18 protein-coding genes and 1 tRNA gene are annotated in these 22,685 nt (G+C 35.7%); 11 read left to right on the forward strand and 8 right to left on the reverse strand.

Annotation, left to right across the window (positions count from 1 at the left end):
- Positions 1-4: 4 nt before the first annotated feature.
- On the forward strand, positions 5-1,546 hold the full coding sequence (locus tag DVK85_RS04675; protein WP_114677323.1) for an acyl-CoA carboxylase subunit beta: 1,542 nt from the start codon (positions 5-7) through the stop codon (positions 1,544-1,546).
- A gap of 93 nt (positions 1,547-1,639) precedes the next feature.
- Here DVK85_RS04675 and DVK85_RS04680 read toward each other — a convergent pair whose 3' ends face one another.
- The 4 genes from DVK85_RS04680 to DVK85_RS04695 all read right to left on the reverse strand — a co-directional run bounded on the left by DVK85_RS04680 (position 1,640) and on the right by DVK85_RS04695 (position 7,977).
- Entirely contained in the window at positions 1,640-3,079 is a 1,440-nt protein-coding gene (locus tag DVK85_RS04680; RefSeq protein ID WP_114678983.1) for a TolC family protein, read from the reverse strand.
- Positions 3,072-6,269, reverse strand: coding sequence for an efflux RND transporter permease subunit (locus DVK85_RS04685; RefSeq protein WP_114677324.1), 3,198 nt, complete (start codon positions 6,267-6,269; stop codon positions 3,072-3,074). The genes DVK85_RS04680 and DVK85_RS04685 overlap by 8 nt, the downstream gene beginning before the upstream one ends.
- 24 nt (positions 6,270-6,293) lie before the next feature.
- Complete coding sequence (locus tag DVK85_RS04690) at positions 6,294-7,376, reverse strand: efflux RND transporter periplasmic adaptor subunit (protein ID WP_114677325.1); 1,083 nt, start codon at positions 7,374-7,376, stop codon at positions 6,294-6,296.
- Positions 7,377-7,548: 172 nt separating this feature from the next.
- Positions 7,549-7,977, reverse strand: a complete 429-nt coding sequence (locus tag DVK85_RS04695; RefSeq protein ID WP_114677326.1) for a hypothetical protein — start codon at positions 7,975-7,977, stop codon at positions 7,549-7,551.
- Between the two features lie 300 nt (positions 7,978-8,277).
- Between DVK85_RS04695 and DVK85_RS04700 the strand changes: the two genes are divergently transcribed.
- The 4 genes from DVK85_RS04700 (at position 8,278) to DVK85_RS04715 (ending at position 10,804) form a co-directional block, all read left to right on the forward strand.
- Positions 8,278-8,835, forward strand: a complete 558-nt coding sequence (locus DVK85_RS04700; protein ID WP_114677327.1) for a YeeE/YedE family protein — start codon at positions 8,278-8,280, stop codon at positions 8,833-8,835.
- Between the two features lie 7 nt (positions 8,836-8,842).
- On the forward strand, positions 8,843-9,256 hold the full coding sequence (locus tag DVK85_RS04705) for a YeeE/YedE family protein (protein ID WP_114677328.1): 414 nt from the start codon (positions 8,843-8,845) through the stop codon (positions 9,254-9,256).
- 36 nt (positions 9,257-9,292) lie between these two features.
- On the forward strand, positions 9,293-9,922 hold the full coding sequence (locus tag DVK85_RS04710; protein ID WP_114677329.1) for a Crp/Fnr family transcriptional regulator: 630 nt from the start codon (positions 9,293-9,295) through the stop codon (positions 9,920-9,922).
- Positions 9,923-10,003: 81 nt separating this feature from the next.
- Positions 10,004-10,804, forward strand: a complete 801-nt coding sequence (locus DVK85_RS04715) for a sulfite exporter TauE/SafE family protein (protein WP_114677330.1) — start codon at positions 10,004-10,006, stop codon at positions 10,802-10,804.
- A 50-nt stretch (positions 10,805-10,854) separates the two neighbouring features.
- On the opposite strand, the gene DVK85_RS04720 is transcribed toward DVK85_RS04715, so the two are convergent.
- Positions 10,855-10,934 (reverse strand) — tRNA-Leu (locus tag DVK85_RS04720).
- A 152-nt stretch (positions 10,935-11,086) separates the two neighbouring features.
- Here DVK85_RS04720 and DVK85_RS04725 point away from each other — a divergent pair.
- The 3 genes from DVK85_RS04725 (at position 11,087) to pth (ending at position 13,392) form a co-directional block, all read left to right on the forward strand.
- Positions 11,087-12,028: a ribose-phosphate pyrophosphokinase gene (locus tag DVK85_RS04725; protein WP_114677331.1), complete on the forward strand. Its 942-nt coding sequence runs from the start codon at positions 11,087-11,089 to the stop codon at positions 12,026-12,028.
- A gap of 30 nt (positions 12,029-12,058) precedes the next feature.
- Positions 12,059-12,661 (forward strand): 50S ribosomal protein L25/general stress protein Ctc, encoded by a 603-nt coding sequence (locus tag DVK85_RS04730; RefSeq protein ID WP_114677332.1) that lies wholly within the window; start codon positions 12,059-12,061, stop codon positions 12,659-12,661.
- 104 nt (positions 12,662-12,765) lie between these two features.
- Positions 12,766-13,392, forward strand: coding sequence for an aminoacyl-tRNA hydrolase (gene pth, locus DVK85_RS04735; RefSeq protein ID WP_205431300.1), 627 nt, complete (start codon positions 12,766-12,768; stop codon positions 13,390-13,392).
- Positions 13,393-13,428: 36 nt separating this feature from the next.
- On the opposite strand, the gene DVK85_RS04740 is transcribed toward pth, so the two are convergent.
- Together DVK85_RS04740 and DVK85_RS04745 are read right to left on the reverse strand one after the other, a co-directional pair.
- A complete protein-coding gene (locus tag DVK85_RS04740; RefSeq protein WP_114677333.1) occupies positions 13,429-13,836 on the reverse strand; it encodes a hypothetical protein in 408 nt (135 codons plus the stop codon).
- A gap of 73 nt (positions 13,837-13,909) precedes the next feature.
- A complete protein-coding gene (locus DVK85_RS04745) occupies positions 13,910-17,164 on the reverse strand; it encodes a reprolysin-like metallopeptidase (RefSeq protein ID WP_114677334.1) in 3,255 nt (1,084 codons plus the stop codon).
- 150 nt (positions 17,165-17,314) lie between these two features.
- Here DVK85_RS04745 and DVK85_RS04750 point away from each other — a divergent pair, with 150 nt between their 5' ends.
- The gene (locus DVK85_RS04750) at positions 17,315-17,821 is read left to right on the forward strand and encodes a hypothetical protein (RefSeq protein ID WP_114677335.1); all 507 of its coding nucleotides are present in this window, start codon (positions 17,315-17,317) and stop codon (positions 17,819-17,821) included.
- A 54-nt stretch (positions 17,822-17,875) separates the two neighbouring features.
- On the opposite strand, the gene DVK85_RS04755 is transcribed toward DVK85_RS04750, so the two are convergent.
- The gene (locus tag DVK85_RS04755; protein ID WP_114677336.1) at positions 17,876-20,116 is read right to left on the reverse strand and encodes a zinc-dependent metalloprotease; all 2,241 of its coding nucleotides are present in this window, start codon (positions 20,114-20,116) and stop codon (positions 17,876-17,878) included.
- A gap of 259 nt (positions 20,117-20,375) precedes the next feature.
- Here DVK85_RS04755 and DVK85_RS04760 point away from each other — a divergent pair, with 259 nt between their 5' ends.
- Both DVK85_RS04760 and DVK85_RS04765 read left to right on the forward strand, forming a co-directional pair.
- On the forward strand, positions 20,376-21,326 hold the full coding sequence (locus DVK85_RS04760) for a bifunctional riboflavin kinase/FAD synthetase (protein ID WP_114677337.1): 951 nt from the start codon (positions 20,376-20,378) through the stop codon (positions 21,324-21,326).
- On the forward strand, positions 21,307-22,632 hold the full coding sequence (locus DVK85_RS04765; protein WP_114677338.1) for an HTTM domain-containing protein: 1,326 nt from the start codon (positions 21,307-21,309) through the stop codon (positions 22,630-22,632). Before DVK85_RS04760 ends, DVK85_RS04765 begins: the two co-directional genes overlap by 20 nt.
- The last annotated feature ends 53 nt before the right edge of the window (positions 22,633-22,685 follow it).

Consider the following 22,685-nt stretch of genomic DNA (forward strand, 5'->3'; position numbering starts at 1 on the left):
ACCTATGGAAGACAAAATAAAAGTATTAAACGATAAAATCGCTCAGGCACATTTAGGTGGAGGCGAGAAACGGATAGCAAAACAGCACGAAAAGAAGAAGCTTACCGCACGCGAGCGGGTGGAATACTTAATGGACGAAGGTTCTTTTGAAGAAATTGGTATGCTGGTTACCCACCGTACTACTGATTTTGGTATGGAAAAAGAACAATACTATGGCGATGGTGTTATCACTGGTTATGGTACTATAAACGGCAGACTTGTGTATGTTTTTGCGCAAGATTTTACCGTTTTTGGTGGTGCATTATCTGAAACGCACGCCGAGAAGATTTGTAAAGTCATGGATATGGCTGTTAAAAATGGTGCACCTATGATAGGGCTAAATGACTCTGGTGGGGCACGTATTCAGGAAGGTGTACGTTCACTGGGCGGTTATGCCGATATTTTTTACCGTAACGTACAGAGTAGTGGTGTAATTCCGCAAATCTCTGCTATTATGGGTCCTTGTGCGGGTGGTGCAGTATATTCTCCTGCTATGACCGATTTTACCATGATGGTAGAGAACACGAGTTATATGTTTGTAACTGGTCCTAATGTAGTAAAAACAGTAACTAACGAAACCGTAACTAGCGAAGAGTTAGGTGGTGCAAGTACACACTCTACAAAATCGGGGGTGGCGCATACTACCTCTGCAAATGATGTAGAGTGTCTCGAAGATATTAAAAAACTACTAGGCTACTTACCTCAAAACAATAAAGAAACCGCTCCTAAAGTAGACTTCAAGCTTAACGATGAAGTACGCGATGTACTTTCAGATATTATACCTGATAGTGCTAATAAACCATATGATATGCATGGGGTTATTAGTGGTATTATAGACGAAGATTCTTTCTATGAAATACATAAAGATTTTGCCGAAAATATTATTGTAGGTTTTGCCCGCATTGGTGGTAGAAGCGTAGGTATTGTGGCAAATCAGCCCATGTATTTAGCGGGTGTACTTGATGTAAATAGCTCGACAAAAGCAGCCCGTTTTACCCGTTTTTGCGATGCCTTCAACATTCCGTTATTAGTATTAGTAGATGTACCAGGCTTCTTACCAGGCACTAACCAAGAGTGGAGCGGTATTATAGTACACGGTGCAAAACTACTATATGCACTTAGCGAAGCAACCGTACCACGCGTAACGGTTATTACTCGTAAAGCCTATGGTGGTGCGTATGACGTAATGAACTCGAAACACATTGGTGCCGATATGAACTTTGCTTGGCCTACTGCCGAAATTGCGGTAATGGGTGCTAAAGGAGCTAGTGAAATTATCTTTAAACGTGAAATTGCCGAGGCAGATGATTCTGCTGCTAAACTGTTGGAAAAAGAAGCGGAGTATGCCGAGAAGTTTGCTAACCCCTACAGGGCTGCACAACGTGGCTTTATAGACGAGGTTATCCTGCCAAAAGACACCCGCAGAAAACTGATAAAAGCTTTCAGTATGCTAGAAAATAAAAAGGTAGAGACACCTAACCGAAAACACGGTAATATTCCTCTGTAATTTTACATAAGAATATATAATAACAGAAAACCCTCCAAAGTCAATGACTTTGGAGGGTTTATCAAAATTAACCAAACTTAACAATTATCCCTCTTAATTCCATCCGCCCCCTAAGGCACGGTATATATTAACCATTGCACTCATTTGCTGCATTTTGGTTTCTATCAATTCAAATCTCGATTCGAGCGCATCACGTTGCGTTAGCAACACTTCCATATAATCTGCTCTTGCAGATCTAAACAAATCATTCGAAATATCAATAGACTGAGTAAGAGCAACTACTTCTTGCGATTTCAGGTCGTAAGCCTTTTCCATATTATCTATTTTTGCCAACTGGTTTGCTACTTCTATATATGCATTCAAAATAGTACGCTCATAATTATAAATAGCCTGTACCTGTTTTGCATTGGCACTACTATACGCTGCTTTTATAGCATTCCTGTTTATTAATGGTGCTGCCAAATCGCCTGCAATAGAATACAGCAACGATTCTGGCTTTACTAAATAACTTGGGTCAAAAGCGCGGTAACCTATACCTGCCGAAATACCTAATGAAGGGTAAAACCTAGCTTTAGCTACCTTTATATCAAGTTTGGCTGCGGCAAGTTCTAACTCTGCTTGTTTCACATCTGGGCGGTTTTCCAATAATTGCGATGGAATACCCGCATGAATAATACTTGGTATTATAGTATTAAACTCTTGAGGGCTTCTTTCTACAGGTTGCGGAAATCGTCCTACCAAAAAATTAATCTTATTCTCTGTTTCTGTAATCTTCTGCTTAATGGCATACTGAAGGCTTCTAGTATTTAGCACCTGTGCCTCAAACCTACGTACGGCAAGCTCATTAACCCTTGCCGATTGTTTTTGCAGTTTTACTATCTCTAGTGCATTCCCTTGTATCTCAATATTCTGATTTAAGATAATTAACTGATTATCTAATGCTAAAAGCTCATAGTAAGTATCGGCAATTTCGGCAACCATATTAGTTACCATAAAGTTTTTACCCTCTACAGAAGATAGGTATCTACTTACTGCCGCCTTTTTAGCATTGTGCAGTTTCCCCCATACATCTACTTCCCAAGTAGCATAAGCACCTACCATATAATCTTGTAATGGGTCGGGCATTTCTTTACCAGGTTCTATTTCGGTAGTGGCTTCGCTTGCACCACGACTAGTAAAACGTGCTACTTTATCAACCCCTGCTCCTCCATTTAACCCTACAAAAGGTAAATACTCTCCTTTTCTAGTTTTTATCTCATTTTGAGAAATTTGGATTTCTTGCAACATTATATTCAACTCCTGATTGTTGCTTAAAGCTATCTCAATAAGGTTATCAAGATACGGGTCAGTAAAATAATCTTTCCATTTTATCTGAGCCGTATTCACTGTGTCCTGAGAGTCATTATAACTCTCAGGGACATTAGTATTTGCTGTTTGCTTTGCTACAGAAGGGAGCTTACACCCTGTAAATGCTAGTAGCGTAAGCACAATACCTACATATATATAAGTTTGCTTATTAAATATCTTACTCATTATTTTCTTCATTTTTTGGAAAATTATCTATCATGTGTACAAATTCTTCTGATAAAGAACCGTCGTCTTCGTCTTTTATTAGTTTCCTACCCTCTGCAAGCGAACCAAAAATAAAGTACAGTCCAGGCACTATAATTACCCCGAAAATTGTTCCGAAGAACATACCTCCAAGCGCAGCAGAACCAAGCGTTTTGTTACCTATAGCTCCTGCACCAGTTGCAAGCATTAACGGAATTAATCCTGCGATAAAGGCAAACGATGTCATTAAAATAGGTCTAAAACGTACTTTAGCCCCCTCTATAGCTGCTTCAAGTATAGTAGCACCTTCATGGTGTTTTTGTACTGCAAACTCTACTATTAATACCGCATTCTTACCGAGCAACCCGACAAGCATTATGAGCCCTATTTGGGCATAAATATCATTTTGAAGTCCCATTGCTTCGAGTAACAAGAACGAACCAAACACCCCTACAGGAAGTGAGAATACAACTGCAAGCGGAATAATAAAACTCTCATACTGTGCAGCTAACACAAAGTAAACGAATACTAATACAATCATAAAGATGTAAATTGACTCATTACCCCTGCTTGCTTCATCATAAGAAAGTCCTTCCCATGCAATATCATATCCTTTTGGTAAGGTCTCGGCAGCAACCTCGCGAACAGCCTGAATAGCATCGGCTGTTGTATAACCTTTTGCTGGAAGCCCCTGAATGGCAGCAGAATTATACATATTATAGCGAGTAATCTCATTTGGTCCTTGTTTCTTTTCTAGCCTCATGAAAGCAGAGTAAGGTACCATTTCGCCATGATCATTTTTAACAAATAGATTTAATACATCCGAAGGAAGTCTTCTAAACTTAGGGTCAGACTGTACATATACTTTAAAGAAACGGTCAAACTTAATAAAACCTTGTTCATAGGTACTACCTATCAAAATATCAAGATTTCCCATTGCTTTACCTATAGACACTCCTTTTTGCATAGCAAGGTCGTTGTCTATTTTCAATTCATACTGCGGATAATTGGCAGCAAAGAATGTAAACAGTCCTGATAACTCTTTACGCTTACCTAGATCTTCGAGGAATTTTTTGTTTATTATATCAAAATCCTGATAATTTGTAGTCGTATTTTTATCTAATAAACGTAGTGAGAAACCTCCTGAAGAACCAAAACCAGGAATAGCGGGTGGTTCAAAAAATTCTATTTTTGCTCCAAGTCCTTTAGATTTTTCTTCTAATTCCTCCATTACCTCGGTTACTTTATGCTCTCTCTCATCCCATGGTTTTAGGTTGATAAGGCACGTACCCGCATTAGACCCTCTACCTTCGGTCATAATTTCATAACCTGCAAGAGATGATACTGACTCTACTCCTTCTATCTCTTCACAAATTTTTTGAAGCCTTTGCGATACTTGATTGGTAGTCTCTAATGTAGAACCGGGTGGCGTTTGAATAATGGCATAAATTGTACCCTGATCTTCACTGGGTATAAAACCTGAAGGAAGAATTTTATTTACAAAGAATGTACCTGCACAAAATGCTATTAATATGGCAAATGTGAGCCATCTCCTACTAACAATTCTTTTTAACAGTGCTACATACTTGCCTGTAAGTTTATCAAACACGCTATTAAACTTATCGAGCGATTTTGTAAGTATGTTTTGTTTCTTTTCTTTTCCGTGATTATTTTTTAGTAGCATAGCACACAATACAGGTGTAAGTGTAAGTGCTATAAGTGCAGATATTACAATAGAACTCGCCATAGTAATAGAGAACTGACGGTAGAATGTTCCTACAGGACCTGACATAAATGATATAGGCAAGAACACCGATACCATTACAGCTGTAATGGCTATAATAGCACCACTGATTTCTCCTAATACTTTTTTCACAGCCATGTAAGGTGTTATATGAGGAAACTCCTCAAACTTAGCATGGACTGCCTCGACGACGACTATGGCATCATCTACCACAATACCAATGGCTAACACAAGTGCAAACATGGTTACCATGTTAATGGAAATTCCGAAAAATTGAATAACAAAGAAAGCCCCTATCAATGATACAGGAACGGCTAATATGGGTATTAATGTAGAACGCCAATCGCCCAAGAATATAAATACAACCAAAGCTACCAGTATAAAGGCATCTCTTAAAGTATCTATAACCTGATCTATAGAAGCATCTAAGAACTTAGAAACATCATAACTAATTTTATAGTCCATTCCCGGAGGGAAAGTTTCTTTCATTTCTTCTAACTTCATTTTTACATCTTCAATAACATCGCTAGCATTACTACCATAGTTTTGCTTTAACACAATAGATGCAGACGGATGTCCGTCTAAATTAGAGTAGATATCAAAAAATTCACTACCTAGTTCTGCACGACCAATATCTTTTAATCGAATTGCTTCACCCTCTGCGTTAGCACGGATGATGATATTCTCATACTGTTCTGGCTCATTATACCTTCCTTCATATGTTAACACATATTCTAACGATTGGGCATCAATACCAGAGCTTTGCCCTATACGACCAGGACGCCCTACAATACTTTGCTCTCCTAAAGCTTCCATAACTTCGTCTACAGAAACTTGGTAAGCTCTCATACGATCAGGGTTTAACCAAATACGCATAGCATAAGTTCGGCTACCTAATATTTGTGACCTTGCTACCCCTTTAATCCTGTTAATTTCAGGAATCATTTTAACGTTAGCGTAGTTATACAGGAACTTTTCATCCATGTTTTTGCCTTTCGCATACAGGTTAACATACATTAGCATACTAGGCTGAATAGGGGTAATAATAACCCCTTCTCGTTGTACAAGTTCGGGTAATAGCGGCATAACCTGATCTACCCTTGTCTTGACCCTAATAACTGCTTGATTAGGATCTGTACCTGGTTCAAAAATTATCCTTAATGTTGCCTCTCCTGCACTAGTGGCATCTGTTGCCATATATCGCATACCTTGAACACCATTAATAGAGTTTTCTAGTGTAATAAGTGTCGATTTTACTAATACATCGGCACTAGCTCCAGGATAAGCAATAAAAATATTTACTGTTGTTGGTGCAATTTCGGGAAACTGCGAGGTTGGCAATTGTTTTATTGCCAGAGTACCCATAAATACAATCATAATCGAAATTACTATCGCAAATACAGGTCTGTGTATAAATTTATTAAACATTTGTTATCTTTTTAAGTTATTCGATTATTCTGCATATAGCTCCAAATGCGATATAACATGTTCTGGCTTCTCCAGTTTATATTCTATTTTTTCATTTTCTTTTACTAAGCGTAAGCCTTCAAGAAGAATCTTGTCATCTAAAGATAAACCATCACTAATAATAAAGATATGAGGCAATTCTGCTGCAATTTTAACCTCTCTAGATTGTATCTTATCGTCTTTTGTTATTACATATACATATTTTTTATCAAGTACTTCAAACGTAGCTTTTTGAGGAATTAAAAGCGCCCCTTTTAAAGGTGAGGTTAATTGAATACTACCTGTTTCTCCATGCCTTAATAATCCGTCAGGGTTAGCAAATGTTGCCCTAAAAGGAATATTACCTGTTTCGTTATTAAAATCTGCTTCAATAGTCTCTATCACTCCAGGATATTCAAACATTTTATTATTAGCCATAAGCAAGTTTACTTTTTGCTTATCGTTGTTTTTTACCTGAGTTTTATAGTCTAAGTATTCAGCCTCGGGTACATTAAAGTAAACCCACATTTTACTATTGTCTGAAAGGTTAGTAAGTAGCTCTCCTTCATCTATAAGACTTCCTTGTCTTACATGAAAACGGTCTATTATACCATCAAAAGGGGCTCTTATCTCTGTAAAGTCTAAATGTACTTGTGTTAATGCTAGTTCTGCTTTGGCTTTATCAAACTTAGCTTTAGCCATAGCTAGCTCATTAGGAGCTACAACATTACTATCGGCAAGTCTTTTTGTATTTTGGTATTCAATTTCAGCAAAGTCGGCTTCAGCCTTAGCTCTTTGCATTTCGGCTTCATAAAGTTTGGGCATAATTTTGAACAATAATTGCCCCTTTTTTACAAAATCGCCTTCATCTACATATATATCATCTAAGTACCCTCGTTCTTGGGCCCTTAGTTCAATATGGCGTATGGAACGGATTTGACAAACATAGTCTTCTGTCATTGTAGTATCCATCCTTACCGGGTTAGTAACCAAGAACTTTGTTTCTTCTTCTTTCTCTTCTTTTTCTTCTTTGCAGCCTACATTGCATAACAAGGCACACAAACTCATAACCATGAAAATTCGCTTCATAATAATTTTGATGTTTTTAAAACAGCTTGATTTTATTGATGTTTTTTTGAAAATTGTGTATAGAAAATACACTTTGATGCATACAAATTAGCCTTATGCTAACTCATATGCGAAATAGTAACTAATAATAATGGGAGGGTTAAACAACGAAATTTGTTCAACTTGTTTTAAATCACAATCTAATGACTCTGAGTGTAATATATCTACTAGAAGATATAAAGTGTAAAAACTGCTTATGTAAGGATAAGCGTTTTTTAACGTGATGGCAAAAATACTGGTTTGCTTGAGCGTAATAAGAAGAAGTATAATATTTATTGATTTCTAAGGTCTTCTTATAAGAAATCCATTTTTCTTCTTCGCTCTCACTATCATCTATTGCACATATCTCGAGGTCTTCCTCTTCTATGTCAGATAATATGTGTCTAATAATTGAATGCCGCGTACTTTTTGCTGTGCCTAAGTTGGCAATTTCGCGATTTTCATTTTTTAATATCGAAAAATTATCTGTCTGATTTTCGTATGCATTAGCATACAAAGTACTCTGCCCTCCTAAAAGGAGAATGATGAGTAAAGAGAAAAATCTGACTAACATTTTTTTCATATCAACGGCAAAATTACACAAAGTTGCTTATACAGACAAGGAATGTGTTATTAAATAAAACATAATAAAAAGTTACCTCTATAGTCATTACATAACTTATAATGAACCCATAAGAGGCCTACCATAGATTACCCTATATAAGTATTAGATTAATATTCAATAGCAATAATAGCATTTAACGGTTAAAAGATTCATTTCTTAAAATTTATTTTTCAATTAAAAAGAGCTTATGTAACAAAAGCTACTGACAGGGCTTTTATAATTCAGTTATTTTGCTGTTCATAAAAAACAAATAAAATTATGAGTTGGATTTTTGAACCTTGGCCTTGGTATATATCTGGACCTTTAATTACAGTCACTATGGCTGCGCTTTTATTTGCAGGGAAAAACTTTGGGATGTCTTCAAATCTACGAACACTATGCACAATGTGTGGAGGAGGAAAAACATGCGAATTTTTCTGTTTTGATTGGCGTTCTCAACGCTGGAATCTTATCGTTATGGTGGGAGCTGTTTTAGGCGGGTTTATTGCTATGAATTTTTTATCGAATGACACTGCTGTTGATATTAATAATGATGTAGTTACCCAACTACAGCAAATGGGTTTTAAAAGTGCAGGTTCATCCTATGCGCCATCAGAGCTGTTTGGTAATGAAGCTTTCTCTTCAGTAAAAACAATTATATTATTACTTATAGGTGGCTTTTTTGTAGGGTTTGGTGCACGTTATGCTGGCGGGTGTACATCTGGGCATGCCATATCAGGACTCAGTAACCTACAACTACCTTCGCTAATAGCTGTTATTGGTTTCTTTATTGGCGGACTCATTATGATACACTTACTATTCCCTTTAATCTTTTAAATACAATATGAAAAATATAATTTTCCTTATAATAGGTACATTTTTTGGCATCGTAATGTTTAAATCAGAAGCATCTTCTTGGTTTCGCATTTACGAAATGTTTCAGTTTAAATCCTTTCACATGTATGGCATCATAGGCTCGGCTTTAGTATTAGGCATTGTTTTGGTACAAATTATTAAACGAAAACAGCTAAAACATATCAATGGCGATTCTATAGTGTTTGTTCCAAAAGAAAAGAGTTTTATAAGATATATGATCGGAGGAATCATATTTGGGCTAGGTTGGGCACTTGCTGGGGCTTGCCCAGGACCTATGTTTACATTACTAGGAGCTGGCTATTTACCTATAATTGTGGTAATAGTAGGCGCTATAACTGGAACATGGGTGTACGGACTGCTGAAAGACAAACTACCTCATTAATTTGTATATTTACATCAATCCTATTGATAGTAAATTATGACAGAACACCTTATTAAAGCTTATGGTTCAGTATTTGAACCCGCTCTTATAGACGAAATTGTTAATACTGCAACTCTCATTGATTTTAAAGCAGATGATAAGCTCATAGAGATAGGAGAATATATACAACAAATGCCACTTTTAATAAAAGGAGCTATAAAAATATTGCGTGAAGATCGAGATGAAGGTGAACTGTTATTGTATTTTCTTGAAAAAGGGGACACCTGCGCCATGACACTAGCCTGCTGCATGGGGTATACCAAAAGCGAAATACGCGCTATAGCCGAAACAGAGGGTAGTGTAGCAATGATTCCTGTAGGCAAAATGGAAGAATGGCTAGGTAAATATAAAAGCTGGCGCAACTTTGTTTTTACGAGTTATAATAAAAGACTTAGCGAAATGCTTACTGCTATAGACAATCTTGCTTTTATGAAAATGGACGAGCGCCTCATGAAGTATCTAAAAGAGAAAGCTAAAGTGAACAATTCTTTAATTATAAGTAATACACACCAAGAAATAGCCTACGAATTGAACACCTCAAGAGTTGTAATATCGCGATTATTAAAGGCTTTTGAAAACGAGGGAATCATTAAACTAAATCGTAATACTGTAGAGCTCTTAAAATAAAAAAAACTTTCTGTAACATTTGTTACCACAATTGCAGTATTTATCCTATAATTTAGCAAAATATAATAAGAAAGTCAATTTATGGATTTTTTAGTTTTATCAGGTTATTTCCTTGCGCTTCTAGTTGGCATTTCTCTTGGACTTATAGGCAGTGGAGGTTCTATACTTACCGTGCCAATATTAGTATATATTTTGGGGTTTGATCCTGTTATAGCTACAGGTTACTCGCTTTTTGTAGTAGGTAGTACCGCTCTTGTAGGAGGAATTCGTAATGCTTTTTACCATAACGTAAAGTTTAATCTTGTCGCTATTTTTGGAATACCTTCGTTACTCACAGCCTATTGGGTTCGTGCATATATAATACCCTCACTACCCGATATTATTATAAAAACAGATTATGGAAATGTAACAAAATCATTATTATTAATGTTGATTTTTGCTATAGTTATGGTAACTGCAGCTATAAAAATGATCAGGTCTACATCATCAACCGTTGTAAACAACGACTTTAAAGTATCAAATATAAAACTGATTATAAGTGGTATAGGTGTGGGGTTATTAGCAGGCGCTGTTGGTGCAGGTGGTGGTTTTTTAATTATCCCCACATTAATTTTCATAGCAAAACTGCCTATTAAAAAGGCTGTAGGTACCTCTCTCTTTATAATAGCAATACAATCTTTGGCAGGCTTTGTAGGAGATATCAACGCTCAAATTATAGATTGGGCATTTTTAATTCCTTTTACATTAGCCTCAATTATTGGTATTTTTATTGGTATTTATGCCTCAAAGAAAATAGAGGGTCATAAATTAAAAACCGGCTTCGGATATTTTGTACTAGTTATGGGTGCTTACATCCTTATTAAAGAGCTTATAATTAAATAATTATATTAAAAATAAAAAAGGCGACTCTTAGTTAAGAGTCGCCTTTTAAGTACCTGGAGTGGGAATCGAACCCACACACCTAAGTACACGAGTTTGAGTCGTGCGCGTCTACCAGTTCCGCCATCCAGGCATTTGGTTTATTTGTGGGTGCAAATGTAAAAATTATTATTTAATTTGAGGAAAAATACATGATAAATTACTTCTATACTTCAATTAAATTTATAAATTTGCACCTCGTAACACAACGCAACACTAACTAACTACAAAACAACCATTTAAAAAATGTCATACCACGAGCCGGAAGCGAAAATATTTGCATGTTCTCAAAGTGTGTACTTAGCCGAAAAAATAGCGCAAAGCTATGGAGTAGAGCTAGGTAAAATTACGTTCTCTAAATACAGTGACGGTGAATTTCAGCCTTCATTCGAAGAATCTATAAGAGGTTTAAGAGTCTTTCTTGTATGTTCAACATTTCCAAATTCTGATAATCTTATGGAGCTTCTATTAATGATAGACGCAGCCAAAAGAGCTTCGGCAAGACATATAACTGCCGTTATACCTTATTTTGGATGGGCTAGACAAGACAGAAAAGATAAACCAAGAGTTCCAATAGGAGCAAAATTGGTAGCTAAACTACTTGAGTCGGCAGGTGCAACAAGAATTATGACAATGGATTTGCATGCAGATCAAATACAGGGCTTCTTTGAAAAACCAGTAGATCACTTGTTTGCTTCGACCATATTCTTACCACACGTTAAAGAATTAGGTTTAGAAAACTTGACTATTGCCTCTCCAGACATGGGGGGCTCTAAAAGAGCTTATGCCTACTCTAAGTTTTTGCAAAGTGATGTTGTAATATGTTACAAACACCGCAAAGCAGCTAATGTAGTAGAAGCTATGGAGCTGATAGGTGAAGTAAAAGGACGCAATGTAATACTGGTAGATGATATGATAGATACTGGTGGAACACTTGCAAAAGCAGCCGATCTAATGATAGAAAAAGGCGCACTAAGCGTAAGAGCTATATGTACACATGCTATATTATCGGGTGATGCTTATGAGAAAATAGAGAATTCTAAATTGTCAGAACTTATTGTGACTGACAGTATACCGCTGAAAAAACAAAGCAGCAAAATACGCGTAATAACTTGCGCAGACCTGTTTGCCGAAGTGATGCACAAAGTGCACCTTAACAACTCGATAAGCGGGAAATTTTTAATGTAATTTATTATTTATTAACTATATTTTATTTCAATGAAATCAATTACGATCAACGGATCTGAAAGAGAAAGCGTGGGTAAAGCGGCAACGCGTACCGCACGTAATGCTGGAATGGTTCCTTGCGTGTTATACGGAGGAGACAAGCCAGTACATTTTACTGCAGAAGAAAAGGCTTTTAAAAACCTTGTTTACACTCCAGAAGTACACACTGTAGTAATTGACCTTGCAGGAAAAACGTATAACGCTATCCTACAAGACATACAGTTTCATCCTGTAAGTGATAAAATCCTTCACATGGATTTTTACCAACTTTATGATGACAAGGAAATCACTATGGAAGTACCTGTTAAAGTTACAGGAACATCTCCTGGTGTACTTGGTGGTGGTGTATTACGCCTTAACCAACGTAAACTTAAAGTAAAAGCATTACCTGCTAACCTTCCTGACTTTGTTGTAGCCGACATTTCTGGACTTGAAATGGGTAACAAACTTTATGTAACTAAAATTGAAGCTAACGATTTCAAATTGCTACACCCAGATAACACTGTTGTTGCGCAAGTAAGAATTTCTCGTGCTGCTATGAAAGCTGCTCAAGAGGCTGCAAAAGCAGAAAAAGCTGCAGGAAAGAAAAAATAATTATTTCTTTTTTCAATACTACAAAGCGCTCCAAATGGAGCGCTTTTTGTTTTATGTCAATTCTTTACCTGTAAACAATATCAAAAAATTTTATCTTTGCCGTTATGAAATGGCTTACTAATCTTTTTACTGCTAAAAAAGAAGCAAAAGAACCTACAGACCCCATGAAGAAATTCCTTATCGCAGGACTTGGCAACATAGGTGCCGACTATGTAAACACGCGCCACAATATAGGCTTTAAAGTACTTGATAAACTAGCACAACAAGAAGGACTTGACTTTGCTACTGCAAAACTAGGTGCGGTAGCCGAATATAAAATAAAAGGACGCACACTTATATTATTAAAGCCAAATACCTATATGAATCTCAGCGGTAAGGCTGTAAAATACTGGTTAGAGAAAGAAAATATACCTATAGAAAATTTACTTGTAGTTACAGATGACCTAAACATCGCTTTTGGTAGTATTCGTATTAAAGCCAAAGGTAGCGACGGTGGACATAATGGACTAAAAAGCATACAACAGTTATTAAACACCAATCAATACCCGCGCTTTCGTTTTGGGATAAGCGATGAATTTAAAAAAGGAAAGCAGGTAGATTATGTACTTGGCGAATGGGATGAAGAAGAAAAAACAAAACTACCTGAAAGACTAGAAACAGCAACAGAGGCTATAAAATCTTTTGCATTGGCAGGACTTGCCAATACTATGAATAGTTTTAACGGAAAATAAATACCAAAATTATTAAACCTAGTTTTACTCTATTATTTAATCTTTAAACAAATAATTACGATACACTATAATGCCTAAAGTAAGAAGCGCTGAATCTATTAATTTCAAGTCTTCATACAAAAGAAACCTAAACACACTTACACTATCTACATCTCTCATCTCCGCTAAATAGGAAATCAGACGATTACCTCCCACATACATAACTAATGCTATAATACAGTACAGATAAAGTATTATTTTGCGCTCACTATACATATAGTAATAACACAAGAGCTTCACTACAGGAATTGTAAGCAGCAACCATAGTAACGCTGAGCCGAAAAAAACAATATCTATAGTGTTATAGTGTATTATCATTAAACCACCTATACTAAAAAATAAGCTTAGCACCTGTATAACTATTATATATATAACAATACTTACAGCAAATAGGTTTGATTTCATTTTTAAATTTTGCTTAAATATAAAAAAGAGGAGGTTAAAAACCTCCTCTTTTTTATTTATATGTTTAGGTTACTTATTGCACCACTATTTTCTTAGTAATTTTATTACTGCCATCTTGTACCGTTACTAAATAAACTCCTGCTTCAACTGTGCCTAAAGAAAGGTTATTTTCAAACAGCCCCGTATTTCTATATGTATTACTCAAAAGCTGTCTACCCCTTATATCGTGTACCATTACGTTAATATCATCGCCCGTAGCAGAGGTATATCGTATGGTAAAATCCCCATTATTAGGATTAGGATATAATGTAAAGTTAGTAAACAGGTTATTTTCAATAATTGCAGTAGCTTCTTCAGTAGTACAAATAGTAAGACTCCAACTATTGATAGCTCCTCCATCCTCATCAAAAACATCAGATAATTCTAACATCCATTCACCTTCAGGTAGCTCTCCATTAAATATTGAAAGTGCTTCATCAGGCTGTATCACACCGCTTAAAACAGGTACTGTGCCACAAACCGATAATTCTCCACTATCATCAAAAGTAGCTTGTACATCATCTGCATCATCACATTCATCACTAAAAAGCTGTACTTCTGTACCCTGTGGGCTAATTAATGTAACAGTAAGGTCGGACACCCAAGTATGGCTTATATCAAGAGTTACACTTACTTTTTGTATCGGTGCATCGCCTGTTGCTGCAATTACAGAGTTTACTATAGATGTAGTATTGTCTGGTATTATTACAGGTGCATCGGTAGCAGTGTAATCATTACATTCGGTAATACCTGTAACAAATCCATTAATATCACTATAACTACCAGAGCAGTTCTCGTTAATAGGGCGCACTCTCCAGTAATATTGCTCGGATCCTTCTAATACAGCTATATAGTTACTATCTGTTATAATAGCATCTATAATTATATCTGTAAAATTTTCATCTCCTGCTACCTCTATCTGATAACCTGTAGCATTAGCAACATCAACCCAATCAAAAGAAGTTTGATCAAACACTTGTGTAGCACTATTTACAGGAGAAATTAGACTTAATGTCCCAAAGTTAGCATCTATCAAGTCAAGATATACATTTATAGTTTTTGTTACCCCGCCTGACGTAGCAACTACTGGCATAGTATAAAACCCTGCAGGAGTACTCTCTGTTGTAACGACAGTCATGGTTACCGTTCCATCGGCTACAATAATTTCTGGACTAAATGTTACAGTAGTACCATCAGGATTGCCCGTTACAGCAAATGTAGTATCACTATTAAAACCTGAATAGGCATTATAGTTTAGTTCATAACTAACCTCATTACCTATACAGTTAGCTATATTTTGTGCGCCACTTACAGCTATTGCCATAGTAGTTGCTGGTGCTATAATGGTAAAATTAGTATTCGAAATATCATAAAAAATATTATCATGCCCTTTAACCATTATTCTATTAGCATTACCTAGCAAGTTGGGCACACTAACTATTTCGCTACCATCATTAGGTACTTTGGCAGCCAATATAACAGGATAGGTATACCCTCCGTCAGTAGAAAGAAATATATCTACATAAGGAGTATTTACCCCGTTTGTAGTAGTTCCTGCAACATCCCACTCTACATCCTGATGTGTACCTGCTTGCCAAGACACAGCAGCATTGGGCATCGTAACTATAAATGGTCCTGCTGTACCCGACACATCTACTTTCATATAATCTATAACCGTTTGTCCTCCTGCTACATTATTATCTCTTACAGTAAAGGCAAAGTTAAACTCACGTGCTACATCAGAAATCACCTCCCATGTTGGGGCGAGGTCGTTATTAATTACACTCTCGATATCAGGCATAAATCTTTCTGGTAGTTCTTTACTAGGTAATGAGCGAAAATTAGGACCATCGGTAGCATTGGCTAATGGGGGTTGTTCGGATATTTCATTATCCATTTGTTCCCAGTTGTAGGTCATTATATCATTATTAGCATCAGTAGCTGTACCCGATAGTATAAATGGTGTACCATAAGGTATAGTATAATCAAGACCTGCATCTATAACAGGAGGTATATTCCCTGTAATGGTATTTTCAGAGCAATCACCCCAATTAGTTATAAATGCTGTAATTTCTGCAATACTATTAGCGTGAAAATGAGCATCAGAGTTACTTTGTACATTTGGTGCGCAAATACCCGCATATGCCATAATGGTACTTCCGCTACCTGGCTCATAAGCATTATCATTACTCCTATTACCATTACACGAGTTATTATAACTATGATTACCTCCAAATTGATGTCCCATTTCGTGAGCTACATAATCAACATCAAAAGGATCTCCCACAGGAGAAGGTAACCCTGTAATACCTCTAGCTTTACTACCAGAGCAAGGTGAAAACAGCTGAGCTAAACCGCCACCGCCTGTACTTACTGTATGACCTATATCATAATTATTAAACCCTATTGCATTATCTATTGCATTTTGACTTTGGTTTAATAATATTCCGTCAGTATTAGCATTATCAAAATTGTCATCGTTTATAAAAATAACATCCTCATTATCTGGAACCAGCTCTAGTGTTATAGACAAGTCACGTTCATAAATACTATTTACCCTATTAACTGTAATAACCATAGCTGCTAATACTGCTTCTTTTTTCTCTGCTAATGTACCATCGTTAAGATCGGCGGCATTAACATGAAAAGCTGCATATTCTATAGTACACGCCATAGCAAGACGATATGTTCTTAAAACACCATCGGTAGCAGCAACACTTAAAGGTTGGTTTACATTTTTCTGATTATTATGGTTACCATTATCTATAACATCGCAATGAAAGGATTGACTTGTAGTAAGCCCTTCTCTTTTATACACTATATAGGTTTGTAAATCTTTAGTATAAGGATCAGTATAAGTAGTTCCGTTTACTGACTGGAGCATATTATGAAACCCGAACGGCGTAATACTAAAACGTATTATTGCAGAGGCATCATTTATATCTTGACCTATATAGGTTTTTATACCTTGATGCTTAGCCGATAATTCATGATGCATTACAGGGGCTTCATAAATACGATAATAATTAAACTCGCCATTACGGTTAGGAAATGGCAATATTACATTAGAACTTTGTTCTTGTTGCTTTATAGGGACTTGTTGTAGTTGTTGTTTAAGATTGTTGAGATTAAGGTTATAAAGATTAAAAGTAGTAGGTTGTGATGTTCTCTCTAGCTTTTCTAAATTCTCTATGTTTTTAGTAGTAATACGATTCCATATAGCATTTTGGGAGTAGCCAGACAGTATTACCATTAAGGTAAGAATTGATAACAATAGTTTCTTGTTCATGTGTGTAGTTAGTTAAATTTTACGAATATACTAATTTGTTTTACAAAATTTTAAACATTTACACCTCAACACTATTGATATAGCGTATTAATGAAGTATTTGTCTTTAAATTTGTAGATTAGTACTCAATTTTAATAAAAATAGACTCTAATGAGAAAAATTGCCCTGATACCTATATTACTTATACTATTTAGCTGTGGAAGTACAAAAAGCTTACATGATAACGCAGAAGCTGTAACGAGTATAACGACCTGTCCTGAAGATGGTAATTGTACTTTTGAAGTTCTAAAAAATAAAAGCCTCATCATTAAAACAGACGATATAGGTAAACTATATTACACCATTAAAGACAACTCTGCTACAAGTGTTCTAAAATATCGTTATGTTAAGGAAACCAACTCTACACTACCCGACTCTGGTTATGTTGAAGAAGTAGTATTTGAAATTTTTAACGATAGTACAAATTTAGATTATACTGATGGTGAAATACAAAACACTAAAATGCTTTTTGGGGTAATGTGTTTTTGCAAAGGTAAAGCGGGCTCTTATAGTGTTGAAAAAGGAAACCTAACGTATAAAAACAATAAGTTGCATATTGTACTACCAGAACTGGTAGAGGCACAAAAGATTAAAGATATATCGGTTACTTTTAAATAAAAAAAAGGGAACACTAAGTGTTCCCTTTTTTTTATTTAACAATGTGATATCTATCTATTCTATAATAATTTTTTTCATTTCTTTTCTAGCACCATTAATTACTGTTACCAAGTATATACCTGATTGCAACTCTTGCAAATTAACGTTGGCTGTAAACACTCCTGTGTTTTCATAATCATTACTATATATTTCTCTACCTCTTATATCATGAACTGCTATCGAAACATCGTTAGTATTATCTGAATTGAAAGCAACAGAGAACGAGCCATTATTTGGATTAGGATATAACTTAAAACTTTGTAACCCAAAATCATCAGTACCATTAGTCGCACTAATTTGGAATTGATTACTATTTACTGCATAATATATATTACCCGCAGCCTCTATCATTATTCTACATGTTGTTGCATTTACATTCGGCACTGTTATAGCTTCCGATCCATCATTAGGTGTGTTCTCGGCAAGTATAGTATCAAAATTTTGTCCTCCATCTGTAGATAAAAGGATGTTTACGTTTGCAGTATTAATACCATTACCTGTTGTTCCTGCAACATCCCAAGTTATAGTCTCACTTCCATTACCTGCCCAAGTAATTCCTCCTGTATTTTGAGAAGTTACTTCAAATGGTCCTGCAGCACTTACTACTACAACAGAGATATCATCTCTTCCTGTTTGTCCACCATTAGGTATTTGATTATCACGTACTGTTAATGCAAAATTTAAAGTACGACCTACAGCAGGTACTACCTCCCATGTTGGGGTAAGGTTACCTGCCAATACACTATTAAGTTGTGGCATATATCTATTTGGAGAATCTGACGGAGAAAGCGACCTAAAATTAGGACCACTTGTACTAAAAGCAGATGGTTCACTATTTATTGTAGATGAACTACCGTTAGCATTTATTTGTTCCCAACAGTATGTCAACGCATCACCATCGGCATCCGTAGCACTACCTTTTAATATAAAAGCAGTACTTTTTGGTATTGTATAGTTAGAAAGAAAACCAACAAAAGGCGCCGAATTACCATTTGCAGTTTCAGTAGCACAAGTACCTCCTGAACCATTAACAAAATCACTCATTTGTGCTATACTAACAGTATGAAAGTGATCATCAGAATTATTTTGAACATTTGGCGCACTTATACCTGCATAAGCCATTATAGTACTACCGCTACCTGGTTCTACTGCTGTAGCAGCAGTACGCTGAAATGAGTTATTAAAAGTATGAGTTGCATTAAATTGATGTCCCATTTCGTGAGCTACATAATCTATATCAAAAGGATCTCCAGCAGGAACAGGAGAACCTGTAACACCTTGTGCTTTAACAGAGCTACACACACTACCAAGTGATGCAATACCACCGTCGCCCGTACTCACTACGTGTCCTATATCATAATTACTTGATCCAATAGCATTATTAATAACTGATTGTATTTGACCTAATAGTGTTCCTGCATTGTTATTGGCAAGATTATCTGAGGTTACAAAAATAATATCTTCATTATCAGGGACTATTTGCATTGTTATTGCCATATCTCTCTCATAAAGCCCATTTACACGGGTCATAGTAACATTCATTGCAGTAAGTACTCCTGCCTTTTTTTCTTCTAAAGAGGCTGCTGTCAAAAAATATGCTCCTATTTGATATTGTGCATACTCTGTTGTACATGCCATAGCAAGACGATAAGTACGCAGTGTACCATCACTTGCATTTACCGAAAGAGGTGCATTTTGGTTCTGAGAACGTTCCGCATTTTGATGAACGTCTTCTGTTACTCCACAGAAAAATTGACGAGGATTTTGTAGATCCTTCTTTTTGTAAATCAAATAATTTTGTAAATCTCTTGTATAAGGATCTATATAAGATGTACCTGCTGTAGAGAACATCATAGAGTGTAACCCAAAAATAGTAACACTAAAACGAACTGAAGATGCAGGGTGTTCTATACCTTGTCCTACGTAGCTTTTTATATTAGGGTGTTGTGCAGCAAGATCTGGATGTAAAACAGAAGCTTCATAAATTCTAAAATGCTCTATTTCACCTTCACCATTAGGAAATGGTACAATAACCGTAGATGGGGCTGTATAGTTATCTCTTGATGGGGCTGCTTCTAAAATTGTTTTGAAAGCATCAAGATCTAAACTAAAAGTCTGGCTTTTTAAAGGTATCGAAACTCTATTGGTCTTTTCAAGATGATTTAACCGTTCTGAAGGCACAGCATTCCATAATTGCTGTGCATTAGCCGACCCGAACACGATACTAATAATAACCAGCAGTAAAATTCTTTTCATGATTTTATATATTTCTCTAAAATAATTAATAGGCTACTAATTTAATAATTATATGCATTAAGGCAGGTGTATGACTGCTATTTTAAAGTTAAAATAGTAAAACATGCATCATAATGTAAGAATATACTTTCAAAAAATAGAAATTGTTATTTTTTAACTTTATAAAACAGTAAAATATCCATGTATGATTTTAAAAACATAAATAATACTATTCTTTTTAAAAACAGATAATTAAATTTGCTCTTTATAACTGAATCTTTTGAAAATATATAATTCTATACAGGAATTTGGTAGCACAACCAAAACCATCGTTACCCTAGGTACTTTTGACGGAGTACATAAAGGACATAAAAGCATTCTCGATAAGCTTATAAAAAGCAACCAATCATCGGGATGTGAAAGTGTTGTGTTAACTTTCTTTCCGCACCCACGCATGGTACTACAGCAAAATACTGATATTAAATTGCTTAACACCATGAGCGAAAAAGCTTATTTATTAGAACAACATGGCATAGATCACCTTATAGTACATCCTTTTGATCATGCTTTCTCTAGGCTTACTGCCGAAGAGTTTGTAAAAGACATTTTAGTAGATAAACTAAATATTAGTAAAATAATTATAGGGCACGATCATCGCTTTGGGCGTAATCGTACCGCAACTATTGATGATCTTATACATTATGGTACAGTGTATGATTTTGAAGTAGAACAAATATCGGCGCTTGAAGTGAACGAGGTATCTGTTAGCTCTACAAAAATAAGAAACGCCCTAGATAAAGGAGATATTGCTATAGCAAATGAGTTTTTGGGTTACAATTATTTTTTATCGGGTATAGTGATTGAAGGCAAAAAACTAGGTAGAACTATTGGTTTTCCTACTGCTAACATCCATATTAAACAAGATTATAAACTGATACCAGCTAAGGGAGTGTATGTTGTTTCATCTCTTATAGATGGAAATACAGTGCATGGTATGATGAATATTGGCACTAACCCTACAGTAGGTGGCACAGCAGGAACAATAGAGGTTAACTTTTTAGATTTTAACGAGAATCTTTACGGCAAAGAGTTAAAAATAAACATCCATAAAAGACTGCGAGACGAAGTTAAATTCGCATCAGTCGATGCGCTTAAAATTCAGCTCGAAGAAGACAGAACCGCTACTTTAAATTACTTTAAAGAAACAAGAAATGAACAATCGTCTCTTTAAAGAAATAGACAATGCACCTCTTATCCTTTTTAGGATATTTTTCGGGTTTTTACTCGCCTGCGAAACATATGGCGCTATAGCAACAGGTTGGGTAAAGTCAAACTTTATTGATCCTGAATTCACTTTTTCGCATATTGGTATGGACTGGCTACAACCCCTACCAGGCAATGGTATGTATTTCTATTTTTTAGTAATGGGAACATTAGGCATTTTAGTAATGCTTGGGTATAAATACCGCTTTACATTAGGGCTTTATACAATTATGTGGGCAGGTGTATATTTTATGCAAAAAACATCTTATAACAATCACTATTACCTGTTATTATTAGTATGCCTTATCATGGTTTTTCTTCCAGCAAATAGATATGCCTCAATAGATGCAAAACAAAACCCTACGCTCAAAAAGCTAACCATGCCTGCTTGGTGCTCAGTAGTAATGATAGCGCAAGTAGCAATAGTATATTTTTATGCCACAGTAGCAAAATTTTATCCTGATTGGCTAGATGGTACTTTTACTAAAAATCTACTTGCTATGCATAGTGGTAATGGATGGTTTCATGAAATTGCCTCACAAAAATGGTTTTATATGTTTATTGCCTATGCGGGTATAGCATTCGACTTACTTATAGTACCCTTTTTATTATATAAAAGAACAAGAACTATAGCACTAATAGCGTCAATTGTATTTCATCTATTCAACTCAATAACATTACAAATAGGTATCTTTCCATTTTTCGCATTAAGTTTTGTAGTTTTCTTTTACCCACCAGAGCGTATTAGGCAAGTGTTTTTCAAGAAAAAACCTGTTGTTACTCATTACGAAACAACAACCGAGAAGCGAAGCATACTTCTCTATTTCTTTATCCCTTATTTTATTATACAGCTATTTCTCCCTATAAGACATCATTTTATAAAAGGAGATGTATTATGGACAGAAGAAGGGCACCGCCTGAGCTGGAGAATGATGCTGCGCAGCAGAAATGGATACACCTATTTTAAGGTGATTAACAAAGCGAATAACGAGCCACTACCCTACCGACCTTTAGATTACATGACCCGTAAGCAGCTTGGGTCTATGCGCACCAAACCTGATATGCTATGGCAAACAGCACAGCGTATAAAGAAACACTTTAAAGCAGACGGATTTGATGTTGCTGTATATGTAACTAGTAAAGCCGGTATAAACGGAGCGCCTATGAAAACATTGATAGACGAGAAAGCTGACCTTGCCGCTGCCGATTGGGATTACTTTTTCCATAATGACTGGATTGTACTTTATGATGCCGACGGTAATCGTTTAGAGTAAACAGAAAATTATTTCTAAACATATATTAAACTTTTACTAATTCCTCTTAATCT

This window comes from Flavobacterium arcticum, assembly GCF_003344925.1.
Classification (GTDB): Bacteria; Bacteroidota; Bacteroidia; order Flavobacteriales; family Flavobacteriaceae; genus Flavobacterium; species Flavobacterium arcticum.